Here is a 14,933-nt window from a genome sequence, read left to right as displayed (position 1 = left end):
GCACTGCACGTCAGCGGACGGGGGCCGGGGCGCGGACCTCCGTCGCCGTCGGGCCCTGGGACGTCGGGCCCGGGACGGTCGCCCAGAAGTCGCACTGGTGACCCGCCTCGAAGTCGGTGCGCGGCGTGATCGCGTCCGGCGCCAGGGACATCGGCCGGTACGGGCCCGCCGCGACCGGCGGCCAGGCGTCGCCCGCCGGGGGCCGGCCGGCGACGAACCGGGCCCAGGAGGCCGTCATGGCCTGCGCCAGCCGCATCTGCGCCGGGTCGAGGCGGACGGGGTCCGCCGCCAGGTAGTCGAACAGGTACGGGATCTCCGCCCCGTGGTAGGCGCCCAGCGGGAAGCCGGGGTCGCCGTGGTAGAGGTCGGGCGCGGAGCGGTCGGCGAACTCGTAGCCGAAGACACCGCCCGGGGCCCCGGCGGCGAGCGACTGCGCGGCCCGGCGGGTGGGGCAGGCGACCAGGTAGTCGCCGAAGGCCGCGCCGAACGCCAGTCGGTAGTCGCCGCCGTAGCGCGAGCCCGGGTAGCGGGCCGCGACCCGCGGGCCGTCCAGTTTGAACAAGGTGGTGAGCACCACCGGGTAGGTGACGGCGTCCAGATGCACGCCGGCGGACTCCAGCAGCACCGAGCCGATGGTGCCCTCGTCGAGCGTGTTCCCCGTGAGCACCGGCACCGGGGCCCAGTGGCCCGCCGCGATGGCCTCGCCCGGTGGCTGTGGCAGCACGGGCGTGCCGGAGACCGGCCACCAGGGCGCGGCGCCGGTGGTCGGCACCTTCAGCAGCTGGGCCGCGGTCCTCGACCGCAGGCACGCCACGACGGCCGGGCCGGTGCCCAGGCAGCCCGCCCCCGTCGCGAAACCGGTGCCCGTGCTCTGCGCCTCGGCGAGCGGCCGGGAGGCCACCCCGCACGGCGCGCTCTGCACGAGGGCGCGGGCGAACAGGCCGCGCGCCGGCGGCGAGACGAGGTGGCCGCACACGCTCAGGCCGCCCGAGGACTGGCCGCCGGCGGTGACGCGGCCCGCATCCCCGCCGAAGGCGGCCGCGTTGGCCCGCACCCACCGCAGCGCGGCCTGCTGGTCCAGCAGACCGTAGTTGCCGGAGCCGGCGTCCGCGTCCTCGGCGGTGAGCCCCGGGTGGGCCAGGAAGCCGAAGGCGCCCAGCCGGTAGTTGGCGGTGACGACGACCATGTCGCCGGTCACGGCCAGGCGCCAGGCGTCGTAGTGGGAGGCCGACCCGGAGATGAACGACCCGCCGTGGAACCACACCAGCACGGGCCGGCCGGCGCCGCCCGCGGGCGGGGTGAAGACGTTCAGGTAGAGGCAGTCCTCGTTGGTGGACTCCTGCGTGCCCAGCACCGGGCGGGCCGGCTGGGCGCACGCCCCGGCGAAGCGGGTGGCGTCCCGCACGCCGCTCCAGGCGGCGGCCGGCTGCGGCGGCCGCCACCGCCGCTCGCCCACCGGCGGCGCGGCGAAGGGGATCCCCAGGAAGGCCCGGCCGTGGTCGCCGACCGTGCCGCGCACCTGCCCCCGGTCCGTGGTGACGACCGCGGGGTCCTCGGCGGGCGCCGGCGCGGCCGCGGTGAGAAGGGCGAGCAGGGCGAGGAGCACGGGCAGCAGCAGGCGGCGCGGGGTGGCCATGGCGGATGCCTACCCGTGGGCGGCAGGGGAACCCGCCGCCCGGACGGGGTACATGTGAACGGTCGTGCACCCGGTGTGCGCGCTCAGCCCGGGAACGGCCCGGCCACCGGCGGGAACGACGCGCGGGCCACCGCACCCCCGGCCTCGCCCGGCTCGAGCGTGAACCGTCCGCCCAGCTCGGCGGCCCGCTCCTGCAGGGAGCCGATGCCGACGCCGGTGCGCGGCGGGTCCTGCGGCGGCCCCCGGCCGTCGTCGCGCACCTCGATCGTGACCTCGTCGGGCACCACCCGCACGGCCAGCACCACCGCCCGCGCCCCCGCATGCCGGACGACGTTGTTGAGCGCCTCGCCGCCGATGAGGTACACGGCGACCTCGACGGCCGCCGGCAGGGCCGGCAGCGGGTCGGGCGCGAAGCGCACGTCCACCTCCAGCCGGTGCCGGAAGCGGTCCGCCAGCTGCCGCAGCGCCCCGCCCAGCCCGCCCCGGTCCAGGGCGGCGGGGGCCAGGCCGGCGGAGATCCGGCGCAGCTCGGCGATGGCCGCGCCGATGCCCTCCGAGGCGCTCTCCAGCGGCCGTGCGGCCGCCGAGCCCTCCGGCACCGCGTACCGCGCGCTGTCCACCTGCAACCGCGCCCCCGACAGGGCCGGTCCCAGGCTGTCGTGCAGGTCGCGGCGCAGGGTACGGCGCGCCTCCTCGCGGGCGAGGACCATGCGCTCGCGGGCGGCCCGCAGGTCCTCGTACAGCCGCAGCGAGGCCAGGGCGGGCGAGGCCTGGTCGGCGAGCGAGCGGAGCACCTCCCGGTCCTGCGGGTCCAGGGCCCGCTCCCCGGTGCGCGGCGTGACGTGCAGGCGGCCGACGACACTGCCCTCGAACGTCAGCGGGAAGCCGTCCGAACCGGGCACCGGCGCACCGGCCGTGGCCAGCGTCCGGGGCCCGCCGCGGGTGTCGACCACCACCGCGGCGCCCGGCAGGTGCAGGGTCGTCACCACCGTGTCGCACAGCAGCCGCGGCGCCTGCGCGGGCGCGGCCGCACCGCTCAGCCGCAGGGACAGCTCCCGCACCACCTGGTACGGACGGGCGCGGTCGCCGTAGTAGATACGGTCCACCGCCCGCAGGGCCAGGCGCGCGCACGGGTACAGCAGCGCCCCCAGACCCAGCCCGACGGCCTCCGCCGCCAGGGTGCCCCCGCCCGCCCTGCCCGGCACCGCGTACAGCGCCAGCAGGGAGACGCCGGTGAACACGGTGACCAGGCCGGCGGTCAGCAGCAGCGAGGCGAGCGCCTTGCGGGTCGCCCGGTCCAGCGGCCGGGAACGGTCGCGGCGGATGGCGTACACCGCGCAGAACGGCCACAGGGCCGCCACCGTGTACGCCAGGGACCACAGCGCCCCCCTCAGCGGCACGATGTGGTTGACGTAGACGATCACCAGCCACAGCACGTACGGCACGACCGGCACGATCTGGCGCGGGTCCGGGTCCCGCCACCACCGCACGACCATCACGGTCAGGCTCGTCAGCAAAATGCCCGTCATGGGCAGCACGACGGGCACATGGCCGGCCAGGAACGACCGCAGGTGCCCCCAGCCGTCGTGCAGCGTGGGATCGGGCAGCGTGTAGCTGCGCGCGGCGATCCGGTCGGCGAAGGCGTGCACCACGCTCCAGAGCGCCAGCAGCGCCACGTACGGGCGCCAGATCCGCCGGCGGGGCAGCTCGCCGCTCGGCAGGTACAGCGGCAGCACGTAGAAGGTGAAGGCCGCCATGGCGTAGGAGGACACCGAGAAGGCGGCCAGCGCGTCGCTGCCGGCCCGCGGGACGGAGGCGACCGAGGCGGCCAGCGTCGCGGCGTCCGAGACGACGTTCGCCGCCCCGGTCGCGATCAGCAGCGGGCCCAGCACACTGCTCGGGCGGTGGGCCGCCATGAACGAGCCCAGCAGGACCACGCCCGTCGCGGCAACCACCGACGGCCCCCGCTGGACGACGTACGGGGCCAGCCGCGCGTCGTGGAGGTGGGCCAGCGCCAGGACGGCCCACACCACGGCGGCGGCGACCGTCAGCCCGTACGTCCCGAAGGTCAGCGCGCGCCCGGTGCCCCCGGCTCCGCTCCCGGCCATGGCGCGGCCCGTCAGTCCTCGTCCCCCAGGCCGGCGTCCCGCGCCCGGGCCACGGCCTCGGCGCGGGTGGTCACCTGGAGCTTGTCGAAGACGTGCGTGACGTGGTTGCGGACCGTCTTCTCCGAGAGCACCAGCTCCCGGGCGATGTGCCGGTTGTCCAGCCCGCGGGCGATGAGCTGCAGCACCTCGGTCTCCCGCGCCGTCAGCGCCGGGAAGAGCCGCTCGGCGTCGTGCCGCCGGCCCTCCTGCAGCAGCGCGGTCAGCCGGGCCGCCGTCCGCGGGCCGAACACCGCGCCGCCGGCGGCCACCGTGCGCACCGCGTGCAGCACCTCGCCGGCGCCCGCGCCCTTGACGAGGTAGCCCCGGGCACCGGCCTGCAGGGCCGCCAGCAGGCTGCCGTCGTCGTCGGACATGGTCAGCATCAGCACCGGCAGCCCGGGGTGGCGCTGCGCCAGCTGCCGGGTGACGTCGATGCCGGAGCCGTCGGGCAGGGCCAGGTCCATGACGACGACGTCGGGACGCTCGCGGGCCACGGTCTCGAGCACCTCGCCGGCGGTGGCGGCCTCGGCGACGACGGTGGCGCCGCCCGTGGCCTCCAGGGCCGTCCGCAGGCCGTCGCGGAAGAGCGGGTGGTCGTCGACGATCAGGACACGGGGCATGGCGGCGTCCTCGTCTTGCGGTCTCACAGACCGACGCTAGCCGCCGCCCGGGGCGATCTCTCGTTTTGTTGCTCGCCCCGGGCGGCCGCGCGTGCGGTCAGCGGGCGGTGTGCGTGCCCGTCATCAGCGCCGCGAGGTCCTCGGGCGCGATCCACGAGGGCGGGGGCGGCTGTCCCCAGCTGAAGAAGCTCTCGTTGACGTCGAAGACCTCCGGATCCCACAGCTGGTCGTCGACGATGCAGTCCATGTCGGAGTAGTACTCGGTGAAGTTGCCCGCCGGGTCCTTGAGGTACCAGAAGAAGTTGGACCCGATGTGGTGCCGGCCGAACCCCCAGATGTGCCGCTCGGGATGGTCCTGAAGCATGGCCATCGCACCGCGCCCGATGTCGTCGACGTCGTCGACCTGCCAGGAGGTGTGGTGCAGGAAGGGCACCGGCGCCGCGAGCACCAGGATGTTGTGGTGGTCGGTCGAGCAGCGCAGGAAGGCCCCGGCGTCGCCGAGGGAGTCGCTGACCTTGAAGCCGAGGCCGTCGCCGAAGAACGCCGCGGTCGTCGGCGGCTCGGGGGTGCCGAGCACCGCGTGGCCCAGCTTGCTGGGCCGCACCGGGTGCGCGCGCAGGACGCCCGGGGCCCGGCCGGCGGTGCGCTCCTCGCGCCCGGGCCCGTTGTACGGGGTGGGCGGCGTGGCCGGCACCGCCGGGCGCGGCTCGACCTGCAGCACGGCGCGGGCGCCGGTGGCGGGGTCGGTGGCGGTCAGCCGCTCGCCGGGCCCGCGCACGGCGGCCACGCCCATGCGGCCCAGCCGGGCGGCGGCCGCGTCCAGGTCGTCGGGGTCGTCGACGCCGACGCGCATCTCGACCAGGCGGCGGGTGGGGGCGGGCACGATCCGCAGCTGGCGGCCCCCGTCGCGGGTGGAGAACCAGCCGTGGGTGTCCCGGCGCAGGCCGAGTTCGGCGTAGTAGGGGGCCGTTGCGGCGGGGTCGGGGACCCCGATGGTGACGGAGGACAGACGGTGCAGTGACATGACGGGCTCCTCGGACGCGTTCACGCCTGCAGCACGGCCAGGCGGGCCGTGCGCAGGGCCTGCGCGACGATGGTCAGGGTGGGGTTGACCGCGGCCGACGAGGGGAAGAACCCGCCGTCCACGACGAACAGGTTGTGCACCTGGTGGCTGCGGCAGAAGGGGTCCAGCACCGAAGCGGCCGGATCGCGGCCGGCCACCGTCGTGCCGCACTGGTGGCCGGTGTGCTCGATGCCCATGCGGTGGCCGAGCACCAGCGGGTAGCCGGCGCGCCGCATCATCCGCGCCCCCGCCCGCACCAGCTGCCGGTGGGCGCGGGCGCCGGCCGGACGCACATCGAGGACGATGCCCCCGCCGGGGCCGAGCAGCACGCGGTTGTCCGGGCTCGGCAGGTCCTCGGAGATCAGCCACCAGTCGACGCTGCGGTCCGCCACTTCCGCAAGGACCCGGCGTGGCACGTGCGGGTGGGCGGTGGCCATCGCGGCCGGGTGGACCTTGCCCATCAGCTGCAGGTTGCCCAGCGGATGGGGCGTGTGGGCCCCGGCGCGGTAGAAGTCGTTGACGGCGAGGGTCTTCTGGAAGACGACGGGGTTGCGGCTGCGCGGATCGACGGCCATCAGCATGCTGTTGTGGTGCAGCATCAGGTTGCGGCCCACCAGGCCGCTGCCGTTGGCCAGCCCGCCGGGGTGCGCACCGCTCGCCGACCGCAGCAGGAGCGCCGCGGAGTTGACGGCCCCGCAGGAGACGACGACCGTGCCGGCCGTGATGAGGACCGGGTGGCCGTTGCGAGAGGCCTCGACGGCGGTGACCGTGCGCCCGGTGGGGTCGGTGCGCAGCCGCGAGACGTACGTGTGCGTGAGCAGCCGTACGGTGGGGGAGCGCAGGGCCGGGCGCAGGGCGCGGGTCTCCGCGTCGCTCTTGGCGCCGACGCGGCAGGGGAAGCCGTCGCAGGTGCCGCAGCGCACGCATGTGCCGCCGTCGGCCAGGTCGATGCCCAGTTCGAGCGGGTAGGGGTGCAGTCCCTGGTCGCGCAGCCGGCGGTCCAGCTCCGCGATCACCGGCGCGTGGGCGACCGGCGGATGCGGGTAGGGGCCGGAGCGGGCGGGCTCGGTGGGGTCGTGGCCGGTGCGGCCGTGCACCCGGTACAGGCGCTCGGCCTCGGCGTAGAACGGCTCCAGCTCGGCGTAGCCGAAGGGCCAGGCCGGGGAGGTGCCTTCCAGGTGCTCGACCGCCGCGAAGTCGCTCTCGCGCATCCGCGGCAGGCTCGCCCCGTAGACCTTGGTCGTACCTCCCACGTAGTAGTGCGCGGCGGAGGTGAAGGGCCGGCCGCGGGCCGTGTGCCAGGGCTCGGCGTTGCGGTAGCGGCCGTCGCCGAAGACCGCCTGCGGCGACCAGTTGGCCGCCTCGCGGGGCAGGAACCCGCCGCGCTCGACCACCAGGACGCGGGCACCGGTGCGGGCCAGGGCCCAGGCCGTGCTCGCCCCTCCGGCACCGGAGCCGACGACCACGACGTCGGCCTCGTAGGCCGCGGCGTCGTCCCGGACCACGGGCGGGGTGCCGGGCCCCCAGATGCCGGTCACGGCCCTCTCCCGTCGTCCGGGGCCGGCGGCTGGAAGAGCCGTACGCCGGTTTGCCGCCGGTAGGGCAGGTCGTCCGGGGCGTGCACGAGTTCGAGGTGCAGGCCCCAGGGGGTGGTGAGGTAGACCCACCGGGTGCCGCGGATGGGCCCCTCGTCCACGCGCTGCGGCTCGCCGAGCATCCGTACGCCCGGGGCCGCGGTCAGGTGGCGGACGGAGGCGTCGAAGTCGTCGGTCCACAGGGCCAGGTGGTGTCCGCCGACGTCGCTGTTGCCGGGCATCCGCCGGCGCCTGCCGGGGCCGCTGTACGCGAACAGCTCGATGTTGAGGGTGGGGCCCAGGCGCAGCATTGCGATGTGCACGGTGCAGCGCCGGTGGACGCCGAGCTGCCGGTGCATCCAGTCGCCGCCCGGGTCGCCGATCGGTCCGGTGCGGTACGCCGTCTCGGCGCCCAGGACGCCGGTGAAGAACGCGACCGCCTCGTCGAGGTCGGGCACCGTGAAGGCGACGTGGTGGACACCGCGCACGCCGGGGACACCCGGGCGGCGGGTACGGGCAGTGGTGGCGGTGGAGGTCATGTCGGCTCCTTCGGGGCTTCGTTCCTCAGGTCGGGGCTGCGCGGCGGCAGGCCGCGGGTGACGGCCGGCGGGGTCAGGGTCAGGCACAGCAGCTCGGCGCCCTTCGGCCCGGCGCGCAAGCTCACCTCCTCGCCCCGGGGCGCCAGGAGCAGGTCGCCGTCGGTCAGCGGGTTCCGTGCGATGCTGGTGACGGTGACCGGGCCGCGCAGCACGTACCAGGCCGCCTCGGTGCCGGCGCGGCCGGCGAGGTCGTAGCGCGCGTGGGGCGCCAGGCCCACCCGGTCGACGGCCTCGCACTCGCTGTGCAGCATGCCGCGCCGGGCCAGGCAGCGGATGCGGACGCCCGCCCGCCCGCCGGCGAGGAGGACCGTTGTGTGCCGGCTCGCGTTGACGATCATCGCTGCTCCTCGGCGGGGACGGCCAGGACGGCGTGGAAGTACTCCAGGCCGTGGGCGCCGGCCCGCAGGCGGGCCCCGGTGCCCAGCGGCAGGGTCAGGCAGACCCCGGGGGCCAGCGGCACGCTCGCCCCGCCGGCCCGCGCGGTGCCGGCGCCGCCGGTGACGTACACGGTGTGCTCCGCGCCCGCGGAGTCGAAGTCGCCGGTGGCGCCCGGCGGCAGGCGCGTGACGCGCACGGTGCGCAGCGGGCCGCCGAGCACGGTGGAGGCGTCCAGCGGGCCGTTGCGGGACAGGTCGGGGACGACGGTGCTGCGGAGGTTGCCGGTGGCGTGCATGGCGGTCTCCTCGAAAGGGCGGGGCGCGGGGAGTTCGACGACGAGCCAGGACAGCGGCGTGCGGCCGGTGGTGCGCAGGCCGTGCCGGCTGCCGGTCGCCGTCAGGACGGTCGTGCCGGGCGCGACGGGCCGGGGCCGGCCGTCGAGGGTGAGCTCACCCGCGCCGGTCAGGACGAAGTACAACTCCTCGGTGCGCGTGTGCCGGTGCTCGCCGCTGACGCCGCCCGGGGGCAGCCACGCCCACTCGACGGCCTCCCAGCCGCCGTGCAGCCCGGTGCGCCGGGCCAGGCACGTCCAGCGGGAGTGGCCCTCGGCGGCGTGCACGCCGTACACGTCGGCCGGGTCGCCGATGGTGGCGACGACGACTGCCTCACGCATCGGGTGCCTCCCAGGCGTGCTCGTGATGGCCTCTCAGGACGCCGGCGGCGCTCGCCATCTCCTTCGGGGTGACGTCGTCGACGAACACGGCCCGGCCGATCCCGCGGGGCAGCGGCAGGCGCTGGCTGCCGTCGCGGTGACGGACCGTGTCGGCCAGCGCCTCGCCCAGCACCTCCGGCGTGCACAGCCGGTGCCACACGGGCAGCCCCAGGTCGCGCATCGTCGCGAGGACCCGGCGCCGCTCCGGCGGCCGCACCAGGCCGCGTCGTTCGGCGATGACCGTGGTCAGGGCCATGTCCAGGCAGACGGCCTCGCCGTGCAGCAGCTCGGGCAGGGCCCGCATCTCCAGGGTGGGGCTGAAGGAGTGGCCGTAGTCGACGATCCGCTCCAGGTCGTGCTCCCACAGGTTGCCCTGCAGCTCCTGCAGCATGCCGTGCACGGCCCGGCGCAGGACCTCCCGGGCCGCCCCGTCCTGGAAGCGTCCGGCTATCAGCCGTGCGCCGTACCGTTCCAGCAGGCGGAACAGGGGCTCGTCCTTGATCAGGGCCATCTTCAGGATCTCGGCGGCGCCGTTGCTGACGTGCCGCCGGTCGAGGGTGCGCAGGAAGGCGGGGTCCAGCAGGGTCTGCGCGGCGGGGTGGTAGCTGCCGAGCCGGTTCTTGTACGACCCGAAGTTCACCCCCGTCTTGGCGCCCACGCCCGCGTCGACCAGCCCGATCAGCGTGGTGGGGACGCGGACGTAGGGGGTGCTGCGCCGGTACAGGCTGCAGGCCAGGCCGACGACGTCCATCAGCACGCCTCCGCCCACGGCGGCGACGGGCTCGCTGCGGCGGGGGACGCCGAAGCGGTCCATCGCCTCCACCACGGAGAAGACCGCGTCCATGGTCTTCAGCCGCTCGTGGGCGGGCAGCACATGGACGGCGTGCTCCAGGCCGCGGGCTGCGCAGTAGGCGCGGATGCGCTCGCCGTACAGCGCGTCGACCGTGCTCTCGACGACGAACAGCCGGCGGGCGGGCGCCGGGCCGCCGGCCGGTGCCCCGGCCCGGGCGAGTGCGGGGTTGGCGGGGTCCAGCAGGCCCGGCGCGAAGCCCACCTCGTAGCGGACGGGCTTGGCGGTGCTCACGGTCCAGGAGCGGACGGGCTCGCCGGAGGTGAACAGGCCGTGGCGGGCGGGGGAGATCGGGGCGGAGGTCACGATGGTCTCCTTCACGCAAGGCAGGGGTCCGGTCGGGGCCGGGAGAAAACGTCCCTCACCACGCTGGCCGTCCCGGCGTCCCGGGCACATGAGCCGGCGGTCCCGGCCGTGTCCCGGCCGCCGGTCCCGGCACCGCGGCCGCGGCCGGGGCGGTCGCCGCCAGGCCCGAGCGCAGCACGTCCGGGCCGAGCTGGGTGACCGTGCGGCCCGCGTGGACGTGCGGCCGGCCCAGGCCCTCCAGCAGGACCATGCCGACCGCGTCCGTGCCCTGCTGCTGCCACAGGGCCCGCAGGACGTCGTCCGCGGTCAGGGGGGAGGGCAGGACGGCGGGGGCGCCCCAGCGGGCGAGCAGGTCGTGGTGGGCGCGTTCGTCGCCCGCGCCCAGCAGCCCCAGCTCCCGGGCGCACCGGGCGGCCACCAGCATGCCGAGCGCGACGGCGTCGCCGTACCGCAGCGCGCCCACGCCGAGCAGGCGCAGCGCGCCGGCCACCGCATGCCCGTACCGCAGCACCCCGGCAGGTCCCTCTTCGAGTGGGTCGTAGCAGGTCAGGGCGGTACGGGAGTCGGCGCACAGGACGAGGAAGCAGGCCAGGGCCCGCCGGTCGTACCGGCCGTCGGGGCGCAGGCGGGCGCACACCTGGTCATAGGAGGCGGGGCACACCGACAGGACGTTGCGCACCACGGCGTACAGCCCCGGCCGAACGGCGCCGGGTGCCAGCGTGTCGAGGAACTCCAGCTGCGCGCGGACCAGCGCGGGCACCGGCCGCGGCCCGGCCGGGCCGGCCAGCGACAGCGCGGTGTCCGTCATGGCGGGCAGCGTGGTGGGCAGCAGCACGGGCCGCCGGCCGGAGCGGGCCGCGGGTGCGGCGGCGGCGTCGAGGACGCCGGTGCCGCCCAGGGCGACGACCACGGAGCCGGACGGCATGGCGGAGGGGTCCGCCGTCGTCAGGAGGCGCGTGGGCGCGGCGGCGCGCAGGAGGCGGCCGACGCGCTCGACGTGGGCCCCGGGGACGCCGGGGTCGGTCAGCAGCACGAAGCGTTCGGCCGCCAGGCGCGTGAGGACGCCGGACAGTTCGTCCCACGAGGCGGGCCCGGCCCGCACCTGCAGCGGGAAGGACGCGAGGCCGGAGCCAATGCTCCGGTCGAGGGTCACGGACGGAAGCGGGGAGGTCATCACGGGACTCGCAGACGGGCCGTGGCCCGAGGAGGTCGTCGCCCGAAGGGCATTGCCCTCCCACCGTCGGCCGCCCCGCGCCCCGGGCACATGAGGCCCCGGCCCCGTCACCGCCCCGTCCGTGTCCCGGTCCGCCGCCACGGGCGGCAGTGTCACAACCCGGGCGGGAGCCTCAGAACTCGTCCTCCATGGCGGTGTCGCAGGCGGCGCACACCCGGTCGGCGTACTGCGGGGGGTACCAGGAGTCGGCCGAGGGCTGCCACGGGGTGCTCTTCATGTCGAAGGTGTCCCGGCCGCAGAACGTCCGCGGCCCGGCGGAGGACGACCCCGGGGCGGTGGGCGCCGCGTGCACCACGTGGGGAGTGGCGGCGTCCTCGCCGGTCGCGTCCGCGTCCGCCGCGGTCACCGGCCGGTCGAACTCGTAGACGATGACGATTCCCTTCATGCGTCCACCGTAGGGCGGCCGGCGGGAACGGCCGGGACGCGCGCCGGGCCGGCGGCCGTTGCCTTGTGCGAACTCCCGTACGAGCGCGTGGTGTGTTTCCGGACAGGGCAAGGGAAATGCGCCCCGCGCGGAAACGGTTGGGCGGGGCGTTTTGGCCATGGGCCGGAGCTGCACGGTGCGTGCACGGCGTGGAGGAGCGTCCTGCGTGCCGCCTGTGCCACCGGTCTTTGCCGGATAACCGGTTACGGGTCATTGGCGGGTTCACGGCGCTGTGTGCGGCCGCAAGGCGACGTAGCGTCACGCCGACGGTCGCGCCACAGCGCGACGCGCGCATCGAGCGGAGGTCCCGGAATGTCGGTATTCCCGTACAGGCAGTCGTTCGACGGCACCGCAACGCCCGCCGACTGGAAGCTGCTGGGCTCGGCACGGATGACGGGCCAGGGCTGGCTCAGCCTCACGCAGAACCGGACCTTCCAGGCGGGCACGGCGCTGTACGACCGCGCCTTCCCCAGCGACAACGGGATCTCCGTGCAGTTCGACCTCGCCGCCTACGGCGGCAGCGGTGACGTCGCCGACGGCATGTCGTTCTTCCTGATCGACGGCAGCACGGAGACCGGCGCGGGCGGCCCCGGCGGTGCGCTGGGCTACGCCAGCTACCACAAGGGCCAGGCGGACAAAAAGCCCGGCGTCACCAAGGGGTACGTGGGCATCGGCATCGACCAGTACGGGTCGTTCTCCAACCCGACCCAGGCCGGCGACACCGGGCCGGGGCAGCGGCCGAACCACGCCGTCATCCGCGGCTCGGGCAACGGCTACGACGGCTACCGGTACCTCGCGGGAGCCGCTCTGCCCACCCTCAGCCTCTCGCGGCAGTCCCCGACCCGCGTCCTGCTGTCGATCATCTCCAAGAAGGTGACGGTCGCGGTGCGCGAGGGCAACAACTGGCGGGCGCTGATCGAGAACTACGATCTCGGCGCCGCCACGGGACAGGTCCCGCTACCGGCCACGCTGAAACTCGGGCTGTCGGCCGCCACCGGCGCGGTCACCAACAACTACGAGGTCCGCAACCTGGAGGTCACCCTCCCGGCGGACGTCCCGCTGCACATGGAGGGCCCGCAGACGCTGCAGGCCGGCTCGCCGATCGGATACACCATCAAGGTGCGCAACAACGGCCCCAACGCCGTGCCCGACGCCCGCGTCCACGGCAAGATCCCCAGCGAGGTGACCGGGGCGGCCTTCGGGACGTTCGTGTTCACCGGCGGGGCGAGCGCCGGGCAGGGGAGCATCCAGGACGGCACGTACACCCAGCTGCTCACCCTCCCCGTCGGCGCCACGGTCACCATGCCGCTGAACGGCACGGTCAAGGAGGGCGTCACCGGCAGCATCACCTGCGACGGCACGGTCACCTCGGAGACCGTCGCCAACACCTCCACGCACTACTCCGATTCCGTCACCACCACGGTGACCGCGCCGCCGGCCCAGGCCGACGTGCCGCTGACGATGACGGGCCCGGCGAGCGCCGACGCGGGCAAGCCGGTCACGTACCGGATGACGCTGGTGAACAACGGTCCCGCCGCCCTGACCACGGCCAAGATCACGGGCACGACCCAGCAGCTCGGCGACGTCCACCTGGACGCCACCCGGGTCTCCGGCGGCGTGGTTGCCGAACAGGGCACGGTGTCGGGTGCCACGTTCACGCAGCCCTTCTCGGCCTTCCCCAAGGGCGGTCAGGCGGTCGTGCTGCTCACCGGAACCATCAACCGCAGCTACACCGGAGACATCACCACGACCTCGGAGAGCGACACCGGCACCGTCGGCAACACCTCGCCGCACAAGAAGGGCTCGGTCACCACCAAGGTCGGTCCCCCGCAGACCGACATCACCTACACGCAGACCGGACCTTCCCAGCAGAGCTGGCCCGCGGGCTGGGAGGGCTTCGTGTGGACGTACAACTTCAAGCTCAAGGCGACCGAGCAGCGGATCTGTGAGTGGACGCTCCGCTTCGACGTCACCTCGCCGGGGAGCATCTTCAACCAGGGAGGCAACCCCGACCACTGGTATACGGTCACCGACAACGGCGCCGACGGCACCATCGCCATCCAGTCGCCGCGGACGGGGCACTGCATCGAGCCCCACTCCGAGCTGGCCGTGACGGTGTGGGTGTTCAACAAGAACAGGACCGACGGCGTGATCACCAACGTCCGGGCGTACGCGACCTGATGCCGCGACCCGTATGTGCCCGCCGCCTCCCGGGCGGCGGGCACGTACGGCTGCGCGGTGCTACCGCCGCACCGGCGCCGTGGAGGCGGGCGGCTGGTGGCCCTCCACGGAGAGCCGGCCGCTGAGCCACCTGAGGGCCGGCGGGATCTCGCGGCGCCAGGTGTTGAAGTTGTGGCCGCCGCGGTCGAGGGTGATGGAGGAGACGCGGGCCGGGTGCTTGACCTTCTTGATGAACTGCTGGGTCGGCCGGTAGTTCGACTCGCCCTGGTGCGAGGTCGTCACCAGGAACGAGGTCTTCCCCTGTGGCAGGTGGTCCAGGGACCACAGCAGATCGGATCGTTTCTCCTCTTTCTTGTTCCCATGGAACAGATCGCCGGAGTCCGCGTCGATCTCCGGCTTGTAGTCCGCCGACAGACCCACTCCGGCCGCGTACGTCTCCGGGTGCTGCAGCGCCATCTTCAGGGCGCAGTAGCCGCCGGTCGAGTCCCCGACGATGGCCCAGCCGTGCGGCGAGGCGCCGGTGCGGTACGTGCTCGCGACCGCCTTGACGACGTCCGTGCCGAAGAAGGTCTCGCTCTGCGGGCCGCCGGGCACGTCGATGCACTGGGTGTTGGCCGCCGAGACCGTTGGCCGCATCATCACCAGGATCATCGGCTGCATCCGCTTCTGCTTGGCCTGCGTCCATGCCGTCTTGGGGTAGCGCAGGCCCTTGACCAGGTTCTCCGCCGCGCCCGGATAGCCCGTCAGGACCACGGCGGCGGGGAACCTGCGCTGCTCGTTGCCCTTCTGGAAGTACTCCGGCGGCAGATAGACGTACGCCTGGGCGGCGCTGCCCGAGCGCTCGCCGTGCACGACGACCTTCTCCACCACGCCGCCCACCCGCGGCTTGCTGCCGCCGGGCACCTCGGGGGCCTGCCGCCCGAGGACCTGCACGGCCGTGCCGCCCCCCGGCGCCGCCTTCACCGGGGGCTTGGTGCCCGCGAGGTCCGCCCACGAGTCGTAGATCAGGAAGTTGCGGTTGGCCGCGAGGGCGACCGAGGAGAACAGCAGGGCCTGGCCGAGGACGAGCACCGCCACGCGCCCCAGCACATGTCTCCAGGTGTGGCGCCCCAGCCGTGGCCACAGCCACACGGTGAAGGCGAACATCAGTACTGTGCACGCAGCCGTGCACAGGAGAAGCGTGCTACTCGTCAGGCCCATGGATGAGCT

Annotated in this window: 13 protein-coding genes; 1 reads left to right on the top strand and 12 read right to left on the bottom strand. The window is 74.8% G+C overall.

Annotation, left to right across the window (positions count from 1 at the left end; all coding sequences use genetic code 11):
- Window positions 1-10: 10 nt before the first annotated feature.
- From AB0K17_RS08795 to AB0K17_RS08745, 11 genes are all read right to left on the bottom strand, one after another.
- Complete coding sequence (locus AB0K17_RS08795; RefSeq protein WP_365982580.1) at window positions 11-1,636, bottom strand: carboxylesterase family protein; 1,626 nt, start codon at window positions 1,634-1,636, stop codon at window positions 11-13.
- A gap of 83 nt (window positions 1,637-1,719) precedes the next feature.
- On the bottom strand, window positions 1,720-3,744 hold the full coding sequence (locus tag AB0K17_RS08790; protein ID WP_365967861.1) for a histidine kinase: 2,025 nt from the start codon (window positions 3,742-3,744) through the stop codon (window positions 1,720-1,722).
- 11 nt (window positions 3,745-3,755) lie between these two features.
- Window positions 3,756-4,403, bottom strand: coding sequence for a response regulator transcription factor (locus tag AB0K17_RS08785; protein ID WP_365967936.1), 648 nt, complete (start codon window positions 4,401-4,403; stop codon window positions 3,756-3,758).
- Between the two features lie 97 nt (window positions 4,404-4,500).
- The gene (locus AB0K17_RS08780; protein WP_365967862.1) at window positions 4,501-5,427 is read right to left on the bottom strand and encodes a VOC family protein; all 927 of its coding nucleotides are present in this window, start codon (window positions 5,425-5,427) and stop codon (window positions 4,501-4,503) included.
- A 20-nt stretch (window positions 5,428-5,447) separates the two neighbouring features.
- On the bottom strand, window positions 5,448-7,004 hold the full coding sequence (locus AB0K17_RS08775; RefSeq protein ID WP_365967863.1) for a GMC family oxidoreductase: 1,557 nt from the start codon (window positions 7,002-7,004) through the stop codon (window positions 5,448-5,450).
- Window positions 7,001-7,579, bottom strand: a complete 579-nt coding sequence (locus AB0K17_RS08770) for a VOC family protein (protein WP_365967864.1) — start codon at window positions 7,577-7,579, stop codon at window positions 7,001-7,003. The genes AB0K17_RS08775 and AB0K17_RS08770 overlap by 4 nt, the downstream gene beginning before the upstream one ends.
- The gene (locus AB0K17_RS08765; protein WP_365967865.1) at window positions 7,576-7,977 is read right to left on the bottom strand and encodes a hypothetical protein; all 402 of its coding nucleotides are present in this window, start codon (window positions 7,975-7,977) and stop codon (window positions 7,576-7,578) included. The genes AB0K17_RS08770 and AB0K17_RS08765 overlap by 4 nt, the downstream gene beginning before the upstream one ends.
- On the bottom strand, window positions 7,974-8,690 hold the full coding sequence (locus AB0K17_RS08760) for a cupin domain-containing protein (RefSeq protein ID WP_365967866.1): 717 nt from the start codon (window positions 8,688-8,690) through the stop codon (window positions 7,974-7,976). Before AB0K17_RS08760 ends, AB0K17_RS08765 begins: the two co-directional genes overlap by 4 nt.
- Entirely contained in the window at window positions 8,683-9,885 is a 1,203-nt protein-coding gene (locus AB0K17_RS08755) for a sedoheptulose 7-phosphate cyclase (RefSeq protein WP_365967867.1), read from the bottom strand. Before AB0K17_RS08755 ends, AB0K17_RS08760 begins: the two co-directional genes overlap by 8 nt.
- A gap of 55 nt (window positions 9,886-9,940) precedes the next feature.
- Window positions 9,941-11,038 (bottom strand): hypothetical protein, encoded by a 1,098-nt coding sequence (locus tag AB0K17_RS08750; protein ID WP_365967868.1) that lies wholly within the window; start codon window positions 11,036-11,038, stop codon window positions 9,941-9,943.
- Between the two features lie 193 nt (window positions 11,039-11,231).
- Complete coding sequence (locus tag AB0K17_RS08745; RefSeq protein ID WP_365967869.1) at window positions 11,232-11,504, bottom strand: hypothetical protein; 273 nt, start codon at window positions 11,502-11,504, stop codon at window positions 11,232-11,234.
- 351 nt (window positions 11,505-11,855) lie between these two features.
- Between AB0K17_RS08745 and AB0K17_RS08740 the strand changes: the two genes are divergently transcribed.
- Window positions 11,856-13,724, top strand: a complete 1,869-nt coding sequence (locus AB0K17_RS08740; protein ID WP_365967870.1) for a hypothetical protein — start codon at window positions 11,856-11,858, stop codon at window positions 13,722-13,724.
- Window positions 13,725-13,784: 60 nt separating this feature from the next.
- On the opposite strand, the gene AB0K17_RS08735 is transcribed toward AB0K17_RS08740, so the two are convergent.
- The gene (locus tag AB0K17_RS08735; protein ID WP_365967871.1) at window positions 13,785-14,924 is read right to left on the bottom strand and encodes an alpha/beta hydrolase-fold protein; all 1,140 of its coding nucleotides are present in this window, start codon (window positions 14,922-14,924) and stop codon (window positions 13,785-13,787) included.
- Between the last annotated feature and the right edge of the window lie 9 nt (window positions 14,925-14,933).

The organism is Streptomyces sp. NPDC049585 (assembly GCF_040675615.1).
GTDB classification, from domain to species: Bacteria; Actinomycetota; Actinomycetes; order Streptomycetales; family Streptomycetaceae; genus Streptomyces; species Streptomyces luteosporeus.
The sequence above is the reverse complement of the archived record's forward strand: the minus strand, read 5'-3'. Positions and strand labels throughout refer to the sequence as shown.

Coding starts and splice junctions, on each gene's coding strand:
- AB0K17_RS08795 (WP_365982580.1), bottom strand. CDS start 1,636: ATGGCCACCCCGCGCCGCCTGCTGCTGCCCGTGCTCCTCGCCCTGCTC.
- AB0K17_RS08790 (WP_365967861.1), bottom strand. CDS start 3,744: ATGGCCGGGAGCGGAGCCGGGGGCACCGGGCGCGCGCTGACCTTCGGG.
- AB0K17_RS08785 (WP_365967936.1), bottom strand. CDS start 4,403: ATGCCCCGTGTCCTGATCGTCGACGACCACCCGCTCTTCCGCGACGGC.
- AB0K17_RS08780 (WP_365967862.1), bottom strand. CDS start 5,427: ATGTCACTGCACCGTCTGTCCTCCGTCACCATCGGGGTCCCCGACCCC.
- AB0K17_RS08770 (WP_365967864.1), bottom strand. CDS start 7,579: ATGACCTCCACCGCCACCACTGCCCGTACCCGCCGCCCGGGTGTCCCC.
- AB0K17_RS08765 (WP_365967865.1), bottom strand. CDS start 7,977: ATGATCGTCAACGCGAGCCGGCACACAACGGTCCTCCTCGCCGGCGGG.
- AB0K17_RS08760 (WP_365967866.1), bottom strand. CDS start 8,690: ATGCGTGAGGCAGTCGTCGTCGCCACCATCGGCGACCCGGCCGACGTG.
- AB0K17_RS08745 (WP_365967869.1), bottom strand. CDS start 11,504: ATGAAGGGAATCGTCATCGTCTACGAGTTCGACCGGCCGGTGACCGCG.
- AB0K17_RS08740 (WP_365967870.1), top strand. CDS start 11,856: ATGTCGGTATTCCCGTACAGGCAGTCGTTCGACGGCACCGCAACGCCC.
- AB0K17_RS08735 (WP_365967871.1), bottom strand. CDS start 14,924: ATGGGCCTGACGAGTAGCACGCTTCTCCTGTGCACGGCTGCGTGCACA.